Raw genomic sequence first — 24483 nt, 5'->3', positions numbered from 1 at the left:
TCAGGCCGGTGCCCCGTCGAGCGCCGCCAGGAAGTCGGCCACCAGGTCTGCGGTGTCCTCGATGCCGGTGGAGACGCGGACCAGACCGTCCGCGATCCCGGCGGCGGCGAGCTGCTCGGGGTCCACGATGCCGGCCCACATCGAACGCGGGTGCACCACCAGCGTGCTGACGCTGCCGAGGCTGGCCGCCCGCTTGGCCAGCCGCAGCCCGGCCAGCAGCGCCGCCGCACCGGCCCGCCCGGCGGCCAGCTCGACGCCGAGCACGCCGCCGAAGCCGGTCATCTGCCGGCGGGCCAGCGCGTGCTGCGGATGCGAGGGCAGCCCCGGGTAGCGGACCCGGGCCACCGCCGGGTGACCCGCCAACGCCTCGGCCAGCGCGAGCGCGTTGGCGTTGTGCCGCTGCACCCGCAGCGGCAGCGTCCGCAGGCCGCGCAGCAGCAGCCAGGCGTCGACCGGGCCGAGCGTGGCGCCGGTGACGATGGACGTCCGCCACACCCGCTCGACCAGGTCCGTGCCGCCGACCACCACCCCGGCGGACACGTCGGAGTGCCCGCCGAGGAACTTCGTGCCGCTGTGCCAGACCAGGTCCGCGCCGGCGGCCAGCGGGCGCTGGTTGACCGGCGTGGCGAACGTGTTGTCCACCACCACCAGCGCGCCGGCCGCGTGCGCGGACGTCACCACGGCGGCCAGGTCGGTCAGCTCCAGCAGCGGGTTGCTCGGCGTCTCCACCAGCACCAACCGCGTCTCCGGCCGCAGCGCCCGGGTGAACGCGTCCGCGTCGGTCTGGTCCACCTGGGTGTACCCGACGCCGAACCGGGGCAGCAGCCCGGTGGCCAGCGAGGTGGTGCCGCCGTAGGTGCTGCGTTGCACCACCACGTGGTCGCCGGCGGCGAGCAGGGCCAGCGCGACAGTGCTGATCGCGCCCATGCCGGACGCGGTGACCAGCCCGGTCTCCGCGCCCTCCAGCTCGGCCACCACGGCGGCCACCTGCGCGTGGTTCGGGTTGCCGTAGCGGGTGTAGAACGCGCTGCCCCGCGCCTCGGTGGCGATCTCGGTGAACCGCTCGTCGGACTCGGCGCTGAACGTGGCGCTCTGCACGATCGGCGGCGCGACCGCCCCGCCGGGAACCAGGCCGTCGTCGCCGTGCACCGCGGCGGTGCCGAAGCCGGTCATCCGCGCGCCACCCGGTCCACCAGCGCCCGGTAGCTGCCCAGCGCGGTGAACTCCGGCAGCGTCAGGTCGCTGCCGTGGCGCTGCCGGAGCAGGGTGACCAGCCGCAGCGCGCGCAGCGAGTCACCACCGGCGGCCAGGAAGCCGGTCGCCGGGTCACGCGGCGCGGTGCCGAGCACCTCCTGCCAGGCCACCGACACCCGGTCGGCCCACTGCTGCCGGGCGTCGTCGCCGGGCGCCGGCGTGCCCCCGGCCACCGGGGGCAGCGGCGCGTCCGGGTCGGCGGCCAGCAGCCGGCGGAAGCCGTCGGCCAGCGCGTCCACCCGGTCGGCCGGGACGTGCCGGTGGTCGTACTGCACCATCAGCCCGAGTCGCCCGTCGGCCAGCTCGGCGTCGAGGGCGAGACTGAACGCCACGTCCACGGTGACGCCCCGGCTGTCCACGACGCGACTGCCGTCGTCGACCGGACGCGACGGGAAGTGCGTCCAGTTGAAGAAGTGGTCGAAGCGTGGCCCCGCGCCGCCGGCCCGGACGATCTCGGCGAGCGGGAAGCGGTGGTGCCCCATCAGGTCCCGTTCGGCCCGCCACGCCTCGGCGGCCAACTCGGCCACCGACCGGGAGCCCAGCGCCAGGCGCACCGGCAGCGTGTTGAGGAACAGGCCGAGCGTGGCGGCGCTGCCCTCGCCCTCCGGCCGGCCGCCGACCACCAGGCCGCTGACCACGTCGTCCCGCCCGGCCAGCTCGCCGATCAGGCGCAGGTGCACGGCGAACAGCCAGGACTTGACCGGCACCCCGGCCGTCCGGGCGACCTCGGCGACCCGCTCGGTGGTGCCGGCCCGCAGCGGCACCCGCTGGGTGGTGGTGGTCCGCGGCTGCGCGCCGCCGAGCAGCAGCGGTGGCGCGGCGCCGGCGCCGTCCAACCAGAACCGTCGGGTCGCCGCGTCGGCCAGGGCCGCCCGCTCGGCGGCCACGTACTCCCGGAACGGCAGCCCCGGATCGGCGGCGGCGGTCACCCCGGCCCGCTCCCGGTCGTACGCGTCGAGCAGGTCGGCCAGGAACAGGTGCAGGCTCCAGCCGTCCAGGACGCTGTGGTGCTCGGCGACCAGCAGGGTGAACCCGTCGGCGTCGGTGCGGACCGCGTGCAGCCGCAGCAACGGCGGCCGGGCCCAGTCGAACGGGCGACGGCGCTCCTCGGCGACCAGCGCGTCGACCCGGGCCTGCCGGGCCGGCGCGTCCACCCCGGTCAGGTCCGTCACCGGCAGCTCCACCGGCACCCGCGCGTGCACGAGCTGCAACGGCTCGGCGTACGTGCCGAGCGCGAAGCCGGTCCGCAACACCGGGTGGGCGTCCACCAGCGTGGCCAGCGCCCGGCGCAGCGCCGCCACGTCCAGCGGCCCGGCGACCCGGTGCGCGGTGACGTTGTGGTAGACGGCCGGGTCGCCGGTCAGCTCACCGTGGTAGACCATGCCGAGCTGGAGCGCGGTCATCGGGTACGCGTCGGCCAGCCCGTCCGGCAGCCGGTCCCGGTCGGCGGCGGTGACCAGCGAGAACCGGCCGTCGTGGGCGGCCGGCTCGGGCGCCACGCCGTCCAGTGTGATCCGGCCGTGCGTGACCAGGTCCCGGATCGTCTGATGCGTGAAGATGTCGTTGAGCTGGAACGACAGCCCGCGCTTCTGCGCCGCCACCTGCATCTGGATGCTGCGGATGGAGTCGCCGCCGAGCGCGAAGAAGCTGTCCGTGACGCCGAACGACGCCACCCCGAGCACCTCGCGCCACGCCTCGACCAGGATCTCCTCGGCCCGGTTGGCCGGCGTCTCCGCCGGGTCGCCGGCCGGCCGGTCCAGCCGGGGCGCGGGCAGCGCGGCCCGGTCCAGCTTGCCGTTGCGGGTCAACGGCAGCTCGTCGAGGACCACCACCGCGGCCGGCACCAGGTGCGCCGGGAGCCGCTCCGCGAGCCACTCCCGAGGCGGCGCGACGGGCCCGGCGGCGGGCGTCGCGTCCACCGTCGGGCCCGCGGCGGCGTACCCGGGGCGGACCGCGTGCAGCGTGTGCCGGTCGGTGCCGGTCAGCAGGTCGTCCTGGCGGGTGACCACGGTGAAGCCCCGCGCCTCCAGCAGCGCCACCAGCCCGGCCAGCCGGCCGGCGGTCGCCGTGCCCGGCGCGTCGTGCACCTCCATGGCGACCTGCGCGACAAGCGGCCAGTGCCGGTCGTCCAGGCCGGCCAGCACGTCCGCCTCGGCGCGCTGCACGTCGATCTTCAACAGGTCGATCCGGGCCGGCGCCAGCTCGTCCAGCACCGCCGACAGCGGCCGGACCGGCACGGTCAGCTCCCGGCCGGCGAAGCGCTCGGCGAGCAGCTCGTCCGCGCGGTCGAGCAGCAGGTCCCGCTCGCCCGCTCCGGCGTCCCGCTCGTTGGCCAGGTACCGCTTGATCACCCCGATCTCGGCGTCCGGGTCGGCGTACGCGGCGTGGCCGGACATCATCGAGTAGCCCGGGTAGTAGGTGAACGAGACCTCGCCGGCCGCCCGCGACAGCCCGTACGCGTGCACGGTGGCCGGCACGCCGAACCCGTCGACGTTGCGGCGCAGGACCTCGGCCACGGCCGGCACCGGCTCGAACGCGTGGATCGTCGCGTCCGGGCAGACCTGGTGCACGAAGAGCGAGAACATGCCGATGTTCGCGCCCACGTCGAGCACCGTCGCGCCGGGCCGCAGCACGATCCCGTCCCGCAGGTAGACCCGCTGCGTGAAGATCTCGTCGTACAGGTAGCGGGTCTCGTGCGGGTTGACGCCGGCCACCCGGTCGAGGTCGAGCGCGACGCCGGCCCGCGACCGGACGTAGGCGACCAGCCGGTCGCCGTACCCGTCGTCGTCGCGGGCGACCACCGCGGCGTCGGCCACCTCCGGGTGGCCGCGCAGCACGGCGGCCACCTCGCCCGGCTCCACCCGGAAGCCGTGGATCTTCACCTGGTCGTCGAGCCGGCCCAGGTAGCGCAGCCGCCGCTCGGCGTCGAAGAGCACCCGGTCGCCGGTGCGGTAGACCCGCTCGACGCCGCCGGCGGGCAGCGGCAGCTCCACGAACCGGCGGGCGGTCGCCGCCGCGTCACCCAGGTAGCCGTCGGCGAGCTGCGGACCGGCGACGCACAGCTCCCCGGCCACCCCCGGCGGCACCGGACGCAGCCGCTCGTCCAGCACCCGCACCGCGACGCCGGGCAGCGGCCGGCCGATCGTCGGCGGGTCCCCGGCGCGGATCTCCGCCGCCGTGGTGTCCACCGTGCACTCGGTCGGGCCGTACAGGTTGACCGCGTGGACGTCCGGCCGCGTCGCCACCGCGTGCCACAGGTCCTCCGGCACCGGCTCGCCACCGACCAGCAGCAGGCCGGGCAGCCGGGAGTCGCCCGCGCCGGCGAGCAGGATGCGGAGCTGGGAAGGGGTCAGATCGAGCACGTCCACCCGCTGCCCGGCCAGCGTGGCGGCGAGCGCGGCGCCGTCGCGGCGCACGTCGTCCGGCACCAGGAACAGGGCGCGGCCGTGGGCGAGCTGCACGAGCTGCTTCACCGAGGCGTCGAACGTCAGCGGCGCGTTGACCGCCACCCGCAGGCCCGGCGCGCGGTCCGCGTACACGGTGGACTCCAGCGCGCCGGTCAGGTGCGCGGCGGCGGCGTGCGACACCCGGACGGGCCGGGGCGTGCCGGTGGAGCCGGAGGTGAAGATGACGTACGCCGGATCGGCCGGGGCCGGCGCGGTCGCGGGCGGCGGGCCGCCGGCCGCGACCAGCTCGGCCACCGACACGGTCGCCGGGCCCCGGTCGCCGACCACGCACTCCGCGCCGACCGCCGCGAGCTGCGCGGCCAGGCGTGGCGGCGGGGCGTCCGGGTCGAGCGGCACGAACACCGCGCCGGCCCGCAGCACGCCGAGGAACGTCACCACGGTCTCCCGGGACCGGACGGCCAGCACGCCCACCGGCCGGCCGACCAGGCCGCGGGCGGCCAGCGCCGCGGCCACCCGCGCGGCCCGCGCGTCCAGTTCCCCGGCCGGGTACGCGCCGTCGGCCGCCACCACCGCCGGGGCGTCGGCGGCCATCCCGGCCAGGCCCGCGTCGAGCAGGTCGACGAGGGTACGCGTCGGCGCGGCTCCCGCCGTGCCGCCGGCCCCGGCCAGCCAGCCGGCCTCCCCGGCGCCGAGCACGGCCAGCGGGGCGTCCCCGGCCAGCGCGGCCGGCAGGCTGCGCAGCACGGCCACCAGCGAGTCGAGCAGCCACTGCCCGCCGGTCACCCGCAGAACGACCTCCTCGTCCCCGGGAAGCACGGTGAGTCGCGGCCCGGCGGGCGGGGGCGGGACCGGCACCTCCACCGCCGTCGCGCCGAGCGCGGCGACGCCGGCCGGCGCGACGGTCGGCTCGACCGCGAAGCCGGCCACCGCGCCGGTGCTCTCGTCGACCGGGTCGACCAGGTGGAACGTCTCGTCGGCGGTGATCTCGGCGGCGCGTACGGCGGCCAGCAGCTCGGCCGGGTCGGCCGGCAGCGGCAATGCCAGCCGCAGCGGCCCGTAGCCGCCCAGCGGGCCGACCACGCCGCCGGTGCCCTCGGCCTGCCGGCCGTCGTGCCAGCGGGCCAGCACCAGGTCCGTCTCCTCGGCCCCGTCCGGCGCCTCGGCCCGGCGGGCCACCGCGAGCGCCCACGCGGCGAGCAGCAGCGTCCCGACGTCGCCGTGCGCGGCGCGGGCGGTCGCGGCCAGCTCGGCGGCCGGCAACGCGGTGGTGACCGTCGCGCCCGGATCGTCGCCGTGTGGCTCGACCAGCCGCGCGGCCGGTGCGCCCGGCGCGGGCGGGGACGCCTGGTCACGCTCCTCGACCTGCCACTCGGTGACGTCGAGGAACTGCAACGCCTCCGGGTCGGCCGGCGGCAGCTCGCCGGCGTACGCGTGAGCCAGGTCGGTGAGGAGCAGGCGCAGGCTGGCCGGGTCGGCGATCAGCGGGGTGGCGGCCAACTCCAACGCGTCGTCGGTGAGCGTGACCGACAGCTCGCCCTGCGCGCCGACCGGGACCGTCCGATCGTCGTCCACGTCCTGCAACGGCACCCGCAGCCCGGGGTGGTGCACGAGCGTCAGCCGCAGCGCCTCGTGCCGGGCCACCACCTCGTCGACGGCGGCCTGCAACCGGGCCCGGTCGAGCGGCCGGTCGAGCCGGACCCGGGCCCGCACCAGATCCTGCTTGCCGGACCAGGCCAGTCGCTGGACCGGGGACAGACGGTATCCGTTCACCACACACTCCGGTTGACGTAGAGGTCGGACATGGCGACCAGGATCTGCCGGTCGCCGGTGAAGGGTTCCCGGCCGTGGGTGGCCAGGAAGTTGTCCACCACCAGCACGTCGCCGCGCCGCCACGGCACGGACAGGGCGTGCTGCCGGTACAGCTCACGGATGCCGGTGACCACCTCGTCGGGGATCGGCTCGCCGTCGCCGTGGTACGCGTTGCGCGGCAGCCCGTCCGGGCCGTACTCGCGCAGCAGCGCGTCGGCCACCTCGGGCGGCATGTTCGACACGTGGAACAGGTGGGCGTGGTTGAACCACACCGTCTCCCCGGTCCGCGGATGGGTGGCCGTCGCCTGCCGTCGCGCCACGGTCCGCAGGCCGTCGTCGCCCAGCCAGGTGAACTCCGTCGCCGACGCGGCGCAGTACGCCTCCACCTCCGCCCGGTCGGTGGTCTGGAACGCCTCCTGCCAGGGCAGGTCCAGGTGCGGGCCGTAGTTGCGCACGTAGCGCACGCCGTCGCGGTCGAACCGCTCCCGCACCTCGGCCGGGATCAGCGGGGTGATCACCCGTTCGGCGGCCAGCGGGGTCGCGCCGCCGTCCCCGGTGGCCGGCTGCGCGCAGTGGAAGAACAGGTGCGTCGGCCAGTTGTGCGAGTACGACATCTCGTGGTGCAGCGGGATCCACTGGGCCGCGTTGAACTCGGTGGAGGTGAACACCCGGTCGGCCACCTCGTGCCGGGGCGCGGCCCGCTCCAGGTAGCCGAGCAGCTCCGGGTCGACCTCCCGGGCGGCCCGGCCGAAGTCGTCGGCGCTGCGCACGTCGAAGCCGCGGAAGAACACCGCAGCGTGCCGGTCCAGGTCGGCCAGCAGCTCGGCCCGCCGCCCGGCGAGCCAGCCGGCCAGGTCGAGGTCGGGCACGGCGGCCTCGACCAGCAGCACGAAGCCGTCCGGGCCGAGCGTGCGTCGGGTCACCGGCGCGGTGACGCCGCCACTGCCGCGCCGCCGCGGTCCCGGGGCGCTCACGCGGCACCACCGGTGGAGGTCAGTTCGGGCGCGGCGACCGGGTCGGCCATCGCGGTGAGGATCCGCCGGGGCGGGGTGAACGGCTCCCGCGCGTGCGCGGCCAGCATGTTCTCCACCAGCAGCACGTCGCCGGCCCGCCAGTCGAACGAGCGGGTCTCCGCCGCGTACGCGGCGCGCAGCTCGGCCAGCACCTCGTCCGGGATGGGCGTGCCGTCCCCGTACGCGGTCTGGTAGGGCAGGTCCTCCTCGGCCAGCGCGGCCCGCAGCCCGGCGCTCACCTCCGCCGGCAGCGACGTGACGTGGAAGAACAACGCGTGGTTGAACCAGGTGCGTTCCCCGGTGACCGGGTGCCGGCGGACCGCCGGGCGCACCTGCCGGGTCCGCAGTTGCGTGTCGCCCACCCACTCCACGTCGATCAGCGCCCGCGCGCAGTACGCCTCGACCTCGGCGCGGGAGTCGGTCTGGAACGCGGTCTGCCAGGACAGGCTGATGCCGGGCAGGTAGTTGCGCCGGTAGAGCACGCCGCGCTCCTCGAACTCCGCGACCGTCTCGGGACGCAGCCGGGCCAGCACCCGACGACTGTCCGCCAACGGTGTACGCCCACCGGCGGCCGGGGCCACCTCGCAGTGGAACACGATCCGCAGCGGCCAGGTCACCGTGTACGACTGCTCGTTGTGCAGCACGATCGGCTGGTCGGCGGGGTGCTCGGTGGAGGTGTAGACGCCATCGGTGACCCGGCTGCGCGGCGAGGACCGCTCGCCGTAGGACAGCACGTCGTCGGAGAGCGCCGCCATCACGGTGCGGAAGTCGTCCGCGCCGGCCACCGCGAAGCCGCGGAACAACACCGCGCCGGCGTGACGGGCCAGCCCGTCCACCTCGTCACGGTGCCCGGCCAGCCAGCCGGCCAGGTCGACGTCGGGCACGTTGGCGTGCACCAGCGCCGGCAACGGGCCGTCCGGCCAGTCCGGCCGTACGTCCACCAGGTTCCGTTCCCGGCCGCGGCGGGGGACGGGCCGCGCGACCCGGATCTGATCGGTCATCTCTCACTCCCAGCGGTGTCGGCGCAGTCGGCCAGACTGCGCCGGGGGTCGGCGGCGGCGGTACGCAGCAGCGCGGTGAGGCGGCGGTGCCACGTCATCACCCCGTCGTGGTCGAACAGGTAGGTGCGGTAGGTCCAGAGCGCGTCCAGCGCGTCCCGCCGGTCGTCCAGCCAGAGCGTCAGGTCGAGGCGGGCCGCGTCGGGGGTCAGCTCCACGCCGGTGAACTCGCCGCCGACGGCGCTGCGGTGCCGGGCCGGCGGCGCGTTCTGCACCCCGAACGCCACCTGGACGAGTGGGTTGCGGCCCGGCCGGCGGGTCGGGTTGAGCCGCTCCACCAGCAGGTCGAACGGGACGTCCTGGCGGGCGGCGGCGAACAGCGTGACCCGCCGGGCCTCGGCCAGCAGGTCGGCGAACGTCCGGTCCGGGGCCGGGCGCAGCCGCAGCGGCAGCGTGTTCACATGGCAGCCGACGCCGCGTTCGGCGGCCACGCTGGTGCGGCCGGCGAAGGCCACGCCGACCAGCAGGTCGTCCCGGCCGGTGGCGGCGCCGAGCAGCGCGGCGAACCCGGCCAGCCCGACCATGTGCAGGCTGGCCCGGTGCGCGCGGGCCAGGTCCCGTACCGCCGTGGCGGTCGCCGGGTCCACGGTGGTCCGCAGCGCGGCCCCGCCGGTGTTGAGAAGGGGCCCCTGCTCTACCGCAGGCGTTAACCGGGGGCCCTTCCTTTCCAGCTCCAGCAGGTGGGGGGCGCCGCGCAGGTCGCGCAGCAGCTCGTCGGTCGCGCGGCGGCCGGCCGGCCCGGCCAGCCAGGCGCGCTGCGCGGCGGCGAGGACGGCCGGGCCGGGTGCCGGCTCGCCGGGCGGCGCGTCCGGGTCGTCGTAGGCCACCGCCAGGTCCCGGACCAGCACCCCGAACGACCAGTCGTCGGCGACCGCGTGGTGCACGACCAGCAGCAGCGCCTCCGCGCGACCGTCGCCGTCGGGCAGCAGGCACGCGCGCAGCAGCGGCCCGGTGGCCAGGTCCATCGGGGTACGCGTGCCCTCGGCGGCGAGCCGGGCCAGCCGGGCGTCGAGCGGGACGCCCGGGTCGGCCGGCGCGACCACGAGTTCCGGCCGGGCGTCGGGGCGGACCACCTGCACCGGCCCGTCCGGTCCGGCGGGCAGGACGGTGCGCAGCGCGGGATGCCGGTCGACCACCCGGTGCAGCGCCCGCCCCAGCCGTTCCGGATCCAGCGGCGCGGCGAACCGGATCGCGAACGCCAGCAGGTAGGACGTGTCGGCCGGGTCGAGCCGGTGCAGGAACCAGAACCGCCGCTGCGCCGCGGACAGCGGCGCGGGCCCGCCCGCCGGCTCACCGGGCGCGTCCCCGTCACCGGCCGGCCCGGTGGTCGTCGGCGGGCCGGTGACGTTCCCGCCGCGCCACCCGGGGTCCACCGGCGTGCCGTCCGGATCGGCGGGCACGTCGATCCGGGCGGCCAGCGCGGCGACTGTCGAATGGGCGAACAGGTCGCCGGGGTGGACCCGGCGGCCGGTGGCGGCGGTCAGCCGGGTGGCGCAGCGGACCGCCAGCAGCGAGTCGCCGCCGAGCGCGAGGAAGTCGTCGTCCGGGCCGGTGACCGGCACGCCGAGCAGCTCCCGCCAGACCGTCGCGACCAGCGCGCCGGTCGGGCCGAGCGAACCGGGGTCGGCGGCGGGGCCGAACGTCGGCGCGGGCAGCGCGGACCGGTCCACCTTGCCGTTGGGCAGCGTGGGCAGCCGGTCCAGCCAGACCACGGCCGCCGGCACCAGCGGCGCCGGCAGCACCTCGGCCAGCCGGGCCCGCACGTCGTCGCGCCGCTCGCCGGTCAGGTAGCCGACCAGCATCGGGTCACCGCTCGGGCCGGGCCGGACGGCGGCGGTCGCCCCGCGTACGCCGGGCAGCGCGGCGAGCCGGGCGGCCACCTCGCCCAGCTCGATCCGGTAGCCGCGCAGCTTCACCTGGTCGTCCAGCCGGCCCAGGTAGGCCAGTTGCCCGTCCGGGCGCAGCCGCACCCGGTCGCCGGTCCGGTACATCCGCTCGCCGGGGCGGAACGGATCCGGCCGGAACCGGGCCTCGGTCTCCGCCGGCCGGTCCAGGTAGCCGCGGGCCAACCCGGCACCGGCCAGGTACAACTCGCCGGCCTCACCGGGCGGCGCCGGTCGGCCGTCCGGGTCGAGCACGTACGCCCGGGTGCCCGGCAGCGGCCGGCCGATCGGCGGGTCGCCGCCGTCGCGCGGCACCTCGGCCCAGGTCGAGTACGTGGTGTCCTCGGACGGGCCGTACAGGTTGCACAGCCGGCGCACCTGCGGGCGGGCCCACACCCGGGCGGCCAGCGCGGCGGTGAGCGGCTCACCGGCCAGGCAGACCGTGCGGACGCCCGGCGGCAGCGCGCCGGCGGTGAGCAGCTCGCCCATCGCCGCCGGCACGGTGTTGACAAGCGTGACCGGCAGGCGGTCCGCGCCGGGCGCGGCCAGCGCCAGCACGTCGTCCACCAGCAGCACCCGCCCGCCCCAGGCCAACGGCCCGAAGATCTCGAACACGGACAGGTCGAAGCAGACCGAGGTGGCGGCGAGCATGCCGCCCAGCTCGGTGTCGTCGAACGTCTGCCGGACCCAGTGCAGCAGCACCGACGCGGAGCGGTGCTCGATCGCCACCCCCTTGGGCCGCCCGGTGGAGCCGGACGTGTAGATGACGTACGCCAGGTCGGCCGGCGTGACCGGCGTCGCCGGGTCGGTGCCGTCCCCGGCCGGGTCGAGGCGGTCGGTCAGCACGGTCGGGCCGGGGAACCGGCCGGCCAGGTCGGCGCGGGTCAGCACCAGCCGGGCCCCCGAGTCGGCGGTCATGAACGCCACCCGGGCCGCCGGGTACGCCGGGTCCAGCGGCACGTACGCGGCGCCGGCCTTGAGCACGGCGAGCAGCGCGACCACCAGTTCCGGCGTACGCGGAAGGCAGACGCCGACCCGGTCGGCGCCTGTCACACCGGCGGCGCTCAGCACCCGTGCCAGCCGGTTCGCCGCCTGGTCGAGATCCCGGTAGGAGAGCGTGGCGTCGCCGTGCCGGACCGCCTCCGCGTCCGGGGTGCGGGCGGCCTGCGCGGCGATCATCCGGTGCAGGCAGTCCACGGTGCCCGCGCCTCCGCCGGTACGCCGGGTGGCGGCGCGGCGGGTCGGTCCGGGGCGGGCGGGCGCGCTCACCGGCCCCCACCCCCGACCGCCGCCGCGAGCCGGCGGTCCGCCTCCTCCTGGATGCGGTCCTTGTCGGCGAGCACCACGCTGCCCGGGTCGTTGTCCGGCAGTTCGTCCTCCAGCCGCCTGATCCGGCGGTACGCGATGCCGCCCACGGCCAGCGCCAACGCGCAGAGCCCGGCCAGGATCGCGGCCAGCGCCATGCCCCGGCCCGGCCCGGTGCCGACCAGCCCGGCGAGCGGACCGCCCGGCCGGGCCAGCGGGGCGAGCACGTGCTCGGCGAGCGGCCCGGCGCTGAGGAACCCGGCCGGCACCATCAGCCAGGACAGCATCTGCGCCATGGCCAGCACCCGGCCCTGCAACTCCAGGCCCACCTTGGCCTGCACGATGGCCAGCCAGTGCGTGTTCACCAGCGCGGTGGCCAGGCCCATGCCGAACAGGCCGAGCGCCGGGAACAGCGGGTCCGGCCGCAGCCCGACGGTGAGCAGCGAGACGCCGAGCAGCACGACGCTGGCCAGGATGCCGGTGGTCCGCCGGGCGGTGCCGCCCCAGACGCCCATCAGCACCGACCCGACCACCATGCCGACGCCGCTGGCGGCCAGCACCCGGCCCAGCACCGCCGGGTCGCCGAAGGAGAGCGTGAGCGGCGTGACCAGCACCTCCACCATGGCGAAGAAGTAGTTGAGCGACGCCACCAGCACGACCAGGGCGACCAGCCCGTGCCGGCGGACGATGAACCGCCAGCCGCCCAGCACCTCGCGCCGGAACGGCTCCTCCCGGCGCACGAACAGCGTGTCCGGGAAGCGGACCGACAGCGTGACGGTCACCGCCACCGCGAACGTGACCAGGTCGATCACCACGACGCCGCGCAGCCCGACCGCGAGCACCAGCGCGCCGCCGACCAGCGGGGCCAGCACGGTGCTGGTGGCGGTGCCGAGCGAGACGATGCCGTTGGCCCGGCCGTAGTAGCGTTTCGGCACCAGTTGGGTGACCGCCGCCTGGTAGGCGGGTTGCTGGAACGCGGTGGCCACGGCGGTGACGGTGATCGCGGTGAGGATGTGCCAGAGGTGGAGCTGGCCGAGCCAGAGCAGCAGCGCCAGGCTCACCGTGCCGGTGGCGGCCAGGCAGTCCGCCAGCACCATGATCCGTCGGCGGTCCCACCGGTCGGCGAGCGCGCCGGCGATCGGGGAGAGCACCACGGCCGGCAGCAGCGCCAGCACGGTCGCGGTGGCGAACAGCGACACCGACCCGGTGCGCTGGTAGACCCAGAGCCCCATGCCGAACGCGGTCAGCCCGCTGCCGATCAGCGAGACGAGCTGGCCGATCGCGACCAGGTAGAACACCGCCAGGCTGGGCGTCGCGCGCCGCGCCGGCCGCCGGGGCGCGACGTCCGCCGCCGGCGGTCCGGGTACGGGGACCGTGGCCCCGGTCGGCGTCGGCTCGGCCGTCGGCGGCGCGGCGGTGGGGGCGCAGTGCGCCAGGATGACCGCGGCCAGCTCGGCCGGCTGGTGCTTGGCGAAGTAGTGCCCGGCCCCGTCGATCACCGCCAGCGACACCCGGTCGGCGAAGAACTCCCACTCCAGGTAGCGCTCCTGGTACAGCTCCGTGGCCCGGTCGCCGCTGCCCACCACGCAGACCAGCGGCGCGGACAGCTTCCGGGGCAGCCCGTTGGCGTAGACGTCGGTGTAGTAGTCCTCGCCCCGCGCCGAGTCGGCCAGCACCACCCGCATCACGAAGTCCTTCTCGGCGGAGTCGAAGACCTCGGTGAAGAAGCCCATCGCGCGCAGCGACTCCAGCGTCCGTCGCTTCGACGCCCAGCGCTCCACCGGGAACCACCGGCGCAGCCAGCCGAACACCCGGCCGGGCAGCCGGGGCGCGGGGAAGTGCGCGCCGATCGCCACACCGGTCACGTCGACGCCGGCCGCCTCCAGCCGGCGGGCCAGCTCCACCGCCTCGGCGCCACCGACGCAGTGCCCGTACACCGCCACCGGGCCGGTGATCTGCTCGGCCACCTCGGCCACGCAGCGGTCCACCAGCTCGTCCAGGTCGAGCATCGGCTCGTCCGGGCGGTTCAGGTCGTGGCCGGGGCGTTCCAGCGCGTACAGCGACACGCCGGCCGGCAGGGCGTCCGCCAGCGGCTGGAACGTGATCGCGGAGCCGCCGCCGAACGGCACGCAGAGCAGCGTCAGCGTGGTCGGGGTGCCCGGCCGGGCCGGGGTCAGCTCGTGCAACAGCTTCCCGGCCGAACCGCCGGTGGCGGTCAGGTGCTCGGTCAGCGCCCGGATGGTCGGGTGCCGGAACAGGTCGAGCACGCTGATCGCCGGGTCGCTGCCGGCCAGCGCCTTGATCGCCCGGAACGAGTCGCCGCCCAGGTCGAAGAAGTCGTCGTCGATGCCGACCCGGTCGTAGCCGAGCACCTCGGCCCAGCGCCGCGCCAGCGCCGCCCGCAGCGGCGTGTCCGGCTCACCGGCGCCGGCCGCGGCGCGGTCACGGCGGGGCGCGGGCAGCGCCGCCCGGTCGACCTTGCCGTTGGCGTTGAGCGGCATCCGGTTCAGCGGCACGAACGCCGACGGCACCATGTAGTCCGGCAGCCAGGTGCGCGCGTACGCCCGCCACGGCGCCGGGTCGGCGGCGAAGTCGGCGGTCACGTCCCGCCCGGCGTCCGGCTCCGGCCCGTCGGTGAGCGTCAGGTACGCCACCACCGCCTTCTCGCCGGCGTCCTCGCGGACCACCACGGCGGCGTCGCGGACCGCGTCGTGCCGGCGCAGCACCGCCTCGATCTCGCCCAGCTCGATCCGGAAACCGCGCACCTTCACCTGCGAGTCGCCCCGGCCGAGGAACTCGATCCGGCCGTCGGCCAACCGGCGGCCCAGGTCCCCGGTGCGGTACAACCGCCCGCCGCCGGCCGGGTCCGGCACGAACCGCGCGGCGGTCAGCGCCGGATCGGCGTGGTAGTCCCGGGCCAGCCCCGGCCCGCCCAGGAAGATCTCACCCGGCACGCCGACCGGGACCGGATCCAGTCCGGCGTCGAGCACGTGGACCCGCATGTTGGCGATCGGGCGGCCGATGGTGGGCCGGGACCCGTCCGGGGCGATCCGGTCCATGGTGGCCCAGACCGCGGCCTCGGTCGGGCCGTACAGGTTCCACAGCGCGTCCACCCGCTCGGCCAGTTGCCGGGCCAGCGGCGCGGGCACCGCCTCGCCGCCGCAGACCGCGGTCAGCCCCGGCGTGCCGGTCCAGCCCGACTCGATCAGCAGCCGCCAGGTCGTCGGCGTGCCCTGGGCCAGCGTGACGCGCTCGGCGGCGAGCAGCGCCGCCAACCGGGACGCGTCGTACGCGACGTCGCGGTCCACCAGCAGCATCCGCGCGCCGACCACCAGCGGCAGGAACAGCTCCGGCACGGACATGTCGAACGCGAAGCTCGCCATCGCCAGCATGGTGCCGTCGCGGGTCAGGCCGGGCCGCTCGCGCATCGTGGCCAGCGTGTTGACCACCGCGCGGTGGCTCACCCGGACGCCCTTGGGCCGGCCGGTCGAGCCGGACGTGTAGATCAGGTACGCCAGGTGGTCCGGCCCGGCCGACGACGCGACGGCGGTGTCCGGCTCCCCGGCCGGGCCCACGCCGGTCACCACCGTGCCGGCGAAGTCGAGCCGGTCGGCCAGGGCCGGCTCGGTGACCAGCACCGTGGCGCCGCTGTGCGTCACCACGTACCGCTGCCGCTCCACCGGGTACTCCGGATCCACCGGCACGTACGCGCCGCCGGCCTTGAGCACGCCGAGCAACGCGACCGGCAGCTCGACCGAGCGGGGCAGGCAGACCGCGACCGGCACGTCCGGCCCGACCCCGGCCCGGCGCAGCCGGTGCGCGAGCCGGTTGGCGCGGGCGTCGAGCGTGGCGTAGTCGAGCGTGGTCCCGCCGAACGTCACGGCCGGCCGGTCGGGGCCGGTCGCCACCTGACGCGCGAACAGGTCGACGAGCGTCGGGACCCGGTCGGGCGGGGTGTCCCAGCCGGCCGGCGCCGCGGTGTCGTTCCACTCGGCGAACCGGTCGCGCTCGGCGGCGGTGAGCAGCGGCAGCGCCGCCAACCGGGTGCCCGGGTCGGCGACCGCGGCGGCGAGCAGCGTCGCCAGGTGCCCGACCATCCGGTCGGCGGTCGCCGGGTCGAACAGCGCGGTGTTGTACTCCAACCGGAGGCGCAGCCCCTCGGTCACCTCGTACGCGTACAGCGCCAGGTCCTGCTGGGCGATGCCCGGCTCGACCGCGAACGGCGTCATCCGCACCCCGGCCGCCGTCACGTCCCGCTGCTCGGGCACGTTGAGCAGGTTGAACATCACCTGGAACAGCGGGTTGCGGCTCAGGTCGCGGGGCGCGTCGACCAGGTCCACCAACCGTTCGAACGGCACCTCCTGGTGGTCGTACGCGCCCAGCGCGGTGCCGCGGACCCGCCCGAGCAGCTCGGCGAACGTCCAGTCGGCGTCCAGCACGGTCCGCATCGGCAGCATGTTGACGAAGAAGCCGACCATCGGCTCCAGCTCGGCCCGGACCCGGCCGGCCACCGGCGTGCCGACGCAGACGTCGCGCTGGCCGGTCCAACGCCACAGCAGCGTCTGCCACGCGGCCAGCAACGTCATCGCCAGCGTGACGCCGTGCCGCTGGCTGAACCGGCGCAGCTCGTCGGCGGTCGGCGGGGCCAGGACCAGCGTGCGGACCGCGCCGTCGAACGTCTGCACCGGCGGGCGCGGCCGGTCGGTGGGCAGCTCCAGGGCGGCGGGCACCCCGGCGAGCTGCCGCCGCCAGTACCGCAGGTCGGGGTGGTCCGGATCGGCCAGCCGGCCACGCTGCCAGCGCGCGTAGTCGCCGTACTGGACGGCCAGTTCGGGCAGCGGGTCGCCGCCTCCGGCGCGGGCGGCGGCGTAGCGGGTGGCCACCTCGCCGGCCACCACACCGAGCGACCAGCCGTCGGAGACGGCGTGGTGCATGGTCAGCGACAGCACGTGCCGGTCGGCGGTGACGCGCAGCAGCACGGCCCGGAACAGCGGCCCGGCGGCCAGGTCGAACGGGCGTCGCACGTCGGCGGCGAGGGCGGCGTGCACCCAGCCGGGCACCGCCGCGGCCACCGCCGGCTCGACGATGCTGACCGGCGCGGCCTGGTCCGGGTCGGTCGGCGCGGTCAGCACCGGCAGGTCCACCGGCCCGGCCGGAAGCACCCGCTGCACCGGGTCGCCGTCCGGCCCGAGCGGGAACACGGTCCGCAGCGCCTCGTGCCGGCGCACCAGCCCGGCCAGCGCGGTCCGCAGCGCGTCCAGGTCGAGCCGGCCGTCGAGCAGCAGCGTGGTGCCGACCGTGTAGGCGCTCTGCGCGTACGCCTGGTCCAGGAACCACAGCCGGTGCTGGCCGGAGGAGAGCGGCGCCGGGCCGGCGTCCGGCTCGGCCCGGGGAATCCGCTCCCCGGCCGAGGCGGTCGGAGCGGGCACGGCCACCGGGGCCGCCTCGGGCAGGGTCGCCGGCGCGACGTCCACGGTGGCCGGCAGCGCCGCGGCGAGCGCCGCCACCGTCGGTCGGGCGAAGACAGTCTCCAGCGGCACCGCCACGCCGAGGCGGGCGCGCAGCCGCACCACCACCTGGGTGGCGAGCAGCGAGTGCCCGCCCAGCTCGAAGAAGTCGTCGAGCGCGCCGATCGGCGCGATGCCGAGCAGGTCGCTCCAGACCGCCGCCACCGCTTCCTGCACCGCCCCATCCGGCGCCACGAACGCGCTGCTCAGCGCCGGCCGGTTGCCCGTCTCCTCCGCGCGCTGTTGCACGGGAAGCGTGGCCATGTCGCCCGGGATGGCCACGCTTTCCGAGAAATCGGCCCCGGGGGTGCGGGGGGCGCGGGACGCCGGGGCGATCCAGTAGCGGTGCCGCTCGAACGGGTAGCCGGGCAGCGGCACCCGCCGGTCGCCGTCGCGGTGGAAACGGTCCGTGTCGACCGGCACGCCGGCCAGCCAGAGCCGCCCCACCGCGTCGAGCAGCGTCGACACGTCGTCGGACTCGGCGCGGGGATGCCGCATCGCCGCGACCGTCCGGGCCGGCGGTAGTCCGGCCAGCCGGGCCAGGCCACCGAGCGCGTGCCCGGGGCCCACCTCGACCACCACCGCGTCCTGCTCGGCGAGGAACGCGGCCGACTCGGCGAACCGGACCGGCTCGCGCAGGTGCCGCACCCAGTACGCCGCATCGGTGACCAGCCCGGGAGTGACCGGGCCGCCGGTCAGGTTGCTGAGGTAGGGCCGCTGCGGTTCGGCGTACCCGACCCGGGCGGCGTGCGCGGCGAACTCGTCCCGCACCGGGTCGAGCAGCGCCGAGTGGTAGCCCCGGGTCACCCGCAGCGGGCGGCAGTCCACGCCGTCCGCGGTCAGCCGCTCGCGCAGCCGCCCGACCGCCGCCGGGTCGCCGGAGACCACGCACAGCTCCGGGGCGTTCACCGCGGCCAGCGACAGCCCCTCGTCGAGCAGCCCGGTCACCGTCGCCTCGGGCAGGCCCACCGCGAGCATCGCCCCGGCCGGCGTGCGCGCCACCAGCTCGCCGCGCACCCGCACCAGGCGCAGTGCGTCGGCGAGCGGAAGGACGCCGGCCAGGCAGGCGGCCACGTACTCGCCGAGGCTGTGGCCGACCATCAGGTCCGGGGTGACGCCCCGGGCCAGCAGCGTGCGGGCCAGCGCGTACTCCGTGACGAACAGCGCGGGCTGCACCAGCTCCGGGCGGGCCAGCAGCTCCTCCGCCGCGGGGTGCCCGCCGGGTGGCGGGTCGAGCACGGCGCGCAGGTGGCGGCCGAGGTCGTCGCCGAGCAGCGCGGCGCACGCGTCCACCTCGGCCCGGTAGGTCGGCTCGGCCCGGTAGAGCCCCGCGCCCATCGCCACGTGCTGGGCGCCGTGCCCGGGGAACGCGAACACCAGCGTCCGCCGGCCGCCCGGACGGGTCCCGGTGAACCGGCGGGCCGGCGTGTCCAGGGCGGACACCGCGTCGGCCCGGTCCGCCGCGACCACGTACCGGCGGTGGGTCAGCGCCGCCCGGCGGCCCAGCGCCGACGCGACGTCCGCGAGCAACACCCCGGGGTGGGCGTCGAGGTGGTCGCGGAGCTGCCGGGTGGCGGTCTCCAGCGCCGCCGGGGTACGCGCGGACAGCATCAGCAGGCGCGGCCCCGGCGCGGGCGGGGCGACCGGGCCGGACGGCGCCGGCGGCTCCTCCAGCACCACGTGCGCGTTCGTGCCGCCCATGCCGAACGAGCTGACGCCGGCCCGGCGTGGCCCGTCGGCGACCCATGGCCGCGCGGCGGGCTCGAAGCGGAACGGGCCGGTCCCGACGTCGATCGCCGGGTGCGGCCGGTCCAGGTTCACGGCCGGCGGCAGCGTCCGCGTCCACAGGGCCATCACGGTCTTGATCAGACCGGCCACCCCGGCCGCCGCGTCGGTGTGCCCGATGTTGGCCTTGACCGAGCCGAGCGCGCAGAAGCCGCGCTCGTCGGTGCCGCGCCGGAACGCCTCGGTCAGCGCGGCCACCTCGATCGGGTCGCCCAGGCTGGTGCCGGTGCCGTGCGCCTCCACGTAGCCCACCGAGCGTGGGTGCACGCCGGCCGTGGCCAGCGCACGACTGATCACCTCGACCTGTCCGGCGACGCCGGGCGCGGTGTAGCCGGTGCGGCGGGCCCCGTCGTTGTTGATCGCCGAGCCGCGGATCACCGCGTAGACCGTGTCGCCGGCGGCGACGGCGTCGGCCAGCCGCTTCAGCACGACGACGCCCACGCCGCTGGACTCGATGCTGCCGCGTGCGTCGGCGCTGAACGGGCGGCAGTGCCCGTCGGGGGAGTAGATGCCGCCGTCGTGGAAGCGGTAGCCGCGCCGCTGGGCCGGGAAGACACTCACGCCGCCGGCCAGCACCACGTCGGACTCGCCGGCCAGCAGGCTCTGCCGGCCCAGGTGCACGGCCACCAGCGACGTGGAACAGGCGGTGGCCACGGTGACCGCCGGCCCGGTCAGGTCGAGCTGGTATGCGACGCGGCTGAGCAGGAAGTCCTTGTCGTTGCCGAGCGAGAGCTGGTGCTCGCTGAGCCCGCCGGTCAGCTCCGGATGGCCGCTGAGGTGGTCCAGCAGGTAGGAGCTGCGACCGGAGCCGGCGAACAGGCCGACCCGGCCGGGGTGGCGGGACGGGTCGTGGCCGGCGTGCTCCAACGCGTGCCAGGCGCACTCCAGCAGCAGCCGGTGCTGCGGGTCCAGCGTCTCCGCCTCACGCGGCGTGAAGCCGAAGAACGCCGCGTCGAACTCGTCGACGCCGGGCAGGAAGGTGCCGGTCCGGACGTACGCCGGGTCGTCGATGCGGGCCGGGTCCGCGCCGTCGGCGAGCATCTGCTCCACGGTGAACTCCTCGACCGACTCCACGCCGTCGCGGATGTTCGCCCAGAACTCGTCGACGGTCCGGGCGCCCGGGAACCGGCCGGCCATGCCCACCACCGCGATCGGCCCGTCCGCCGGGCCGGCGGACTCGGTCGCCGCGTGCACCGGCGGGGCCTGCGGCGCCACGCCGGTCGTGGTGACCGTGACCAGGTACGCGGCCAGCGACTCCACGGTGGGATGGCGGAACAGGTCGGTGGCGGTCAGCACGTCACCGAGCCGGGCACGCAGCCGGTCCAGCACGGCCAGCAGCCGCATCGAGTGGCCGCCCAGGTCGAAGAAGCTGTCCCGGGTGCCGACCTGCTCGACGCCCAGCACCTCGCGCCACACGTCGCCGACCAGGCGTTCCAGGCGTACCCGGTCGGCGTCCCACCGGTCGGGCGTCCCCGCCGTCGCGGTGCTCGTGCCGATCCGGTGGCCGGCCGGGGCGGCGCTGCCCGGGGCGGCGGGACCGGCCGGCGTGGCCGGTCCGACGGGGCGACGGGTGGCCGGGGCGTCGGCCGGCGCGGGCAGCGCGTCGGCGTCCACCTTGCCGTTGCCGGTCAGCGGCAGCGCGTCCAGCCGCACGAACGCGGCCGGCACCAGCCAGGACGGCAGCTCGGCGACGAGCGCGGCGCGCAGCTCCGCCGGGTCTCCCGGGTCGCCGGCCAGGTACGCGACCAGCCGCGGGTCGGTCGGGTCGTCCCGGCGCAGGTGGACGGTCACGTCGACGCCCGGCCGGTGCCGTCGGACCGCCGCCTCGATCTCGCCGCACTCCACCCGGTAGCCGCGCACCTTGACCTGCCGGTCGGTGCGGCCCAGGTACTCCAGGACGCCGTCCGGACGGCGACGGGCCAGGTCGCCGGTGCGGTAGAGGCGCGCGCCGGGCACCCCGGAGAACGGGTCGGGCAGGAACCGCTCGGTGGTGCGGTCGGGCTGGCCCAGGTAGCCCCGGGCCACCCCGGCCCCGCCGACGTACAGCTCGCCGACCACGCCCACCGGCACCGGGTTGCCCCAGTCGTCGAGCACGTGCAGCGCGGTGTTCGCGATCGGCCGGCCGATCGGCACCGAGCCGTCGGCCGGCGTGTCCGGCTCCACCTCGTACGCGGCGCAGCCGACCACGGTCTCGGTCGGCCCGTACTCGTTGACCAGCGCGGTCCCTGGCGCGTGGGTCCGCCACGGCGCGACCTGGTCGGCGCGCAGGTTCTCGCCGCCGATGACGAAGCACCGGGTGCGACCGGCCAGCTCGTCCGGGCGGAGCTGGTGGGTGACCAGTTCGAGCTGGGCGGGTGTGATCTTGACCAGGCCGAACGGCGTGGTGGTGTCGCGCAGCGCCTCGCCCAGCGCCGCCGGGCCGAGGTGCTCGCCGATCATCCGGACCGTGGCGCCGGCGGCCAGCGGCACCAGCAGGCTGGTCACGGTCAGGTCGAACCCGACCGAGGAGTGCAGCGGGACCACGTCACCGGCGCGCAGCCGGTACGCCTGGGCCGCCCAGCGCACGTAGTTGGCCACCCCCCGGTGGGTGACCATCACGCCCTTCGGCCGGCCGGTCGAGCCGGACGTGTGGATGACGTACGCCAGGTCGTCCCCGGTCGGCGCGGGCCGGCGACGCGGCCGACGCCGGGGTCCACCGCCGACGCGCGTCGCGCCGGCCCCGGGCATCGGCGCGTCCGGCCCCGGCACCAGCAGCGCCGTGTCGCCGGGCACCAGGTGCGCCAGTTCGGCGCAGGTGAGCACCACCGACGCGGCGGTGTCGTCCATCAGGTGCCGCAGCCGGGCCGGCGGGTTCGCCGGGTCCATCGGCACGTAGGCCGCGCCGGCCCGGAGCACCGCCAGCACCGCCACGGTGAATCCGACCGCGCGGGGCAGCAGCACGCCGACCAGGCCACCGACGCCGACGCCCCGCGCGCGCAGCGTCTCCGCCAACGCCTCGGCCCGCGCGTGCAGCTCCCGGTAGCTCAGCGTGGCGTCGCCGTCGGTCACCGCCACCCCGTCGGGGGTACGCCGGGACTGCTCCTCGATCAACGCGTGCACCAGCTCGTCCGGCTCGGCCGGCGTGGCGGTCCGGTTCCACTCGCCGACCAGTCGCCGGTGCTCCGCGGGGGTCAGCATCGCGACCGAGCCGACCGGCGCGTCCGGGTCGGTCAGCAGCCCCGCCAGCAGCGTCCGGAAGTGGCCGGCGAAGCGGGTCACCAGGTCGGCGTCGAACAGCTCGGTGCGGTACTCCAGCACGGTCCGCAGACCCCTGTCGTCCTCCCGGACGGCCACCGTGAGATCGAACTTGGCGGTCTCGACCGGCACCTCGACGGTGCTCACCTGGAGGCCGTCCAGGCGGGGCGGGGCGGTCTCCCGGCCGTACACGAACATCACCTGGAACAGCGGGCTGAAGCCGGCCCGGCGGGCCGGGCGCAGCGTCTCCAGCACCGTCGAGAAGGGCAGTTCCTCCCGGCTCAGCGCGTCGAGGACGGCGGCGCGTACCCGCTCCAGCAGCGTGGCGAAGGACGGGTCGTCGTCCAGTCGGGCCCGGATCGCGACGGTGTTCAGCAGCAGGCCGACGAGCCGCCGCGTCTCGGGGCCGCGCCGGCCGGACACCGGCGTGCCGACCACGACGTCCCGCGCGCCGGTCCACCGGGCCAGCAGCACGTGCAGCACCGCCAGCAGCACCATGTACGGCGACACCCGCGCCCGCCGGCAGTACGCGGCCAGTTCCTCGGTGGGCACGTCCAGCGGCACCGACAGCGTGCCGCCGACGCCGGACGGCGCCGCCGGGCGGGGACCCCGGGTGGGCAGGTCCAGCGCGGCGGGCGCGCCCGCGAGCTGCTCCCGCCAGTAGTCGAGCTGGGCGGACGCCTCCGGGCCGGCGAGCCACTCCCGCTGCCGGCGGGCGTGGTCGCGGCAGTCGCCCTCGACCGGGTCGAGGGCCGCCGGTCGTCCGGCCCGGTGTGCCGCGTAGAGCCGTTCCCACTCCTCGTGCAGCAGGCCCAGCGACCACTCGTCGACGGCGACGTGGTGGAACGTCAGCAGGAGCACGTGCTCCTCCGGCGCGCAGCGCACCAGGTCGGCCCGGAGCACCGGCCCGCGGGCCAGGTCGAGCGGCTCCCGGGCGGCGGCGCGCAGCCGGGCGTCCACCTCCCGGTCCCGCTGCCAGCTCGGCAGTCCGCTGAGGTCGTGCACCCGCAGCAGTCCCGGGCGCGGCTCGTGGACCACCTGGACGAGCCGGGTGTGCGCGCCGTCGTCGCCCGGGTCCGGCGTTCCGGCACCCGCCGCGGGTCGGTCGACGGCGGGGGGCGGCTCGGCTGCGAGCGTGGTCCGCAGCGCGGCGTGGCGGGCCACCAGGTCGTCGAGCGTCGCGGAGAGCGCCGCCACGTCGAGCGGGCCGTGCAGCCGGTAGGCCAGCGGCACCAGATAGCCGGCCGAGCCCGGGTCGAGGCGGTCCAACTGCCACATCTGGCGCTGCGCGGCGGTCGCCGGCGCGGGGCCGCCGGAGTGGGGCCGCGCCGGTGGGACGGGCACCGGCCGGGCCCGCAGGACGTCGGTCATCGCCTCCGCCTTCGTCGCTGCCGGCCGTCGCGTGGGTCGCATCCGGGCGCGGGCGGTCGCCGCGCCGGACCGTCCGGTCGGCCGGGGTGGTGGAAAGATCAGGATTCCTCGATGGGGAACCGGGTTCATCATGTCACCGACGATCTTTGTCCGCCGATCCCCGAATCGTGCCGCCGGTCGATGCTTTCGGTGTCGGGCGCTGCACGTTCGGCCAGTTCCCGGAGGCCGGTAAGAAATGTGATTGCGGCGGCTCGACGCGCACTCCGGGGCGGTCCCCGGGGTGATGTCGCCCGTATCGGTCATCGGGAGCTTCCGCCGCCTCGACACCATTGTGGAGGGATATGCCGGATGCGGTCGGCGGGCGGCGGCGAGCCCGTACCGACTGCTCATTGTGGCTGTTGACGGCGTCGTTGACAGCGTGATCTTCGATGGAATACGGTTCCTGGCGTAGCTGGCGCGGTTTCTGGCCGCCGACAATCGGTGTGCGCGTTCCGGCGTCGGCGTGCCGAATTTCCGCGACCGATTCGGTAATTGCTCCGACGCGCCCGCTGCTGTCGGATGTTCGGCGTTCGCCGAAAACGGTTTCCCCGCTCGGCGCTTTGTGTCGGCAGGTGACGCCCGACCGTCGTCCGCCGGTCACCGCCCCGCCCTCCGCCGCCGCGTCGACGACGGGATCGATCATGGCGGACGGGCCGGACGGCGCGGGACGGGCCGAAAGGCGCGACGGGGGCCCGGGCGGTAGGCGGGCGGCCAGCCGATCGGTGGAGCGGGGTCGCCGTGTGGCCGGAATTGATGACGAGCGGTCGATTACCGGTGCGGCAACGTATCGCGAGAACTCCTTGCCTCCTACGGTGACG

The 24483-nt window shown here is 76.4% G+C and carries 7 protein-coding genes; all 7 read right to left on the bottom strand.

Features of this window, described 5'->3' with window-relative positions; all coding sequences use genetic code 11:
- Positions 1–1173: an aminotransferase class I/II-fold pyridoxal phosphate-dependent enzyme gene (locus AB0B02_RS24590; RefSeq protein WP_357303899.1), complete on the bottom strand. Its 1173-nt coding sequence runs from the start codon at positions 1171–1173 to the stop codon at positions 1–3.
- Complete coding sequence (locus AB0B02_RS24585) at positions 1170–6431, bottom strand: amino acid adenylation domain-containing protein (protein ID WP_357303895.1); 5262 nt, start codon at positions 6429–6431, stop codon at positions 1170–1172. Before AB0B02_RS24585 ends, AB0B02_RS24590 begins: the two co-directional genes overlap by 4 nt.
- Positions 6428–7444, bottom strand: a complete 1017-nt coding sequence (locus AB0B02_RS24580) for a TauD/TfdA family dioxygenase (protein ID WP_357303892.1) — start codon at positions 7442–7444, stop codon at positions 6428–6430. Before AB0B02_RS24580 ends, AB0B02_RS24585 begins: the two co-directional genes overlap by 4 nt.
- Positions 7441–8484 carry a TauD/TfdA family dioxygenase gene (locus tag AB0B02_RS24575; protein ID WP_281934813.1) on the bottom strand — a complete coding sequence of 348 codons (1044 nt, stop codon included), beginning with the start codon at positions 8482–8484 and terminating at the stop codon, positions 7441–7443. The genes AB0B02_RS24580 and AB0B02_RS24575 overlap by 4 nt, the downstream gene beginning before the upstream one ends.
- Positions 8481–11693 carry an amino acid adenylation domain-containing protein gene (locus tag AB0B02_RS24570; protein WP_357303888.1) on the bottom strand — a complete coding sequence of 1071 codons (3213 nt, stop codon included), beginning with the start codon at positions 11691–11693 and terminating at the stop codon, positions 8481–8483. The genes AB0B02_RS24575 and AB0B02_RS24570 overlap by 4 nt, the downstream gene beginning before the upstream one ends.
- Entirely contained in the window at positions 11690–23626 is an 11937-nt protein-coding gene (locus AB0B02_RS24565) for an amino acid adenylation domain-containing protein (RefSeq protein WP_357303885.1), read from the bottom strand. Before AB0B02_RS24565 ends, AB0B02_RS24570 begins: the two co-directional genes overlap by 4 nt.
- Positions 23627–23759: 133 nt before the next feature.
- Positions 23760–24308 (bottom strand): hypothetical protein, encoded by a 549-nt coding sequence (locus AB0B02_RS24560; RefSeq protein WP_281934807.1) that lies wholly within the window; start codon positions 24306–24308, stop codon positions 23760–23762.
- Positions 24309–24483: the final 175 nt, after the last annotated feature.

Origin of the sequence: Micromonospora sp. NPDC049240, from assembly GCF_040647835.1 — a bacterium.
In the GTDB taxonomy this organism is placed as follows: domain Bacteria; phylum Actinomycetota; class Actinomycetes; order Mycobacteriales; family Micromonosporaceae; genus Micromonospora.
This window is presented reverse-complemented; position numbering and strand designations above follow the sequence as displayed.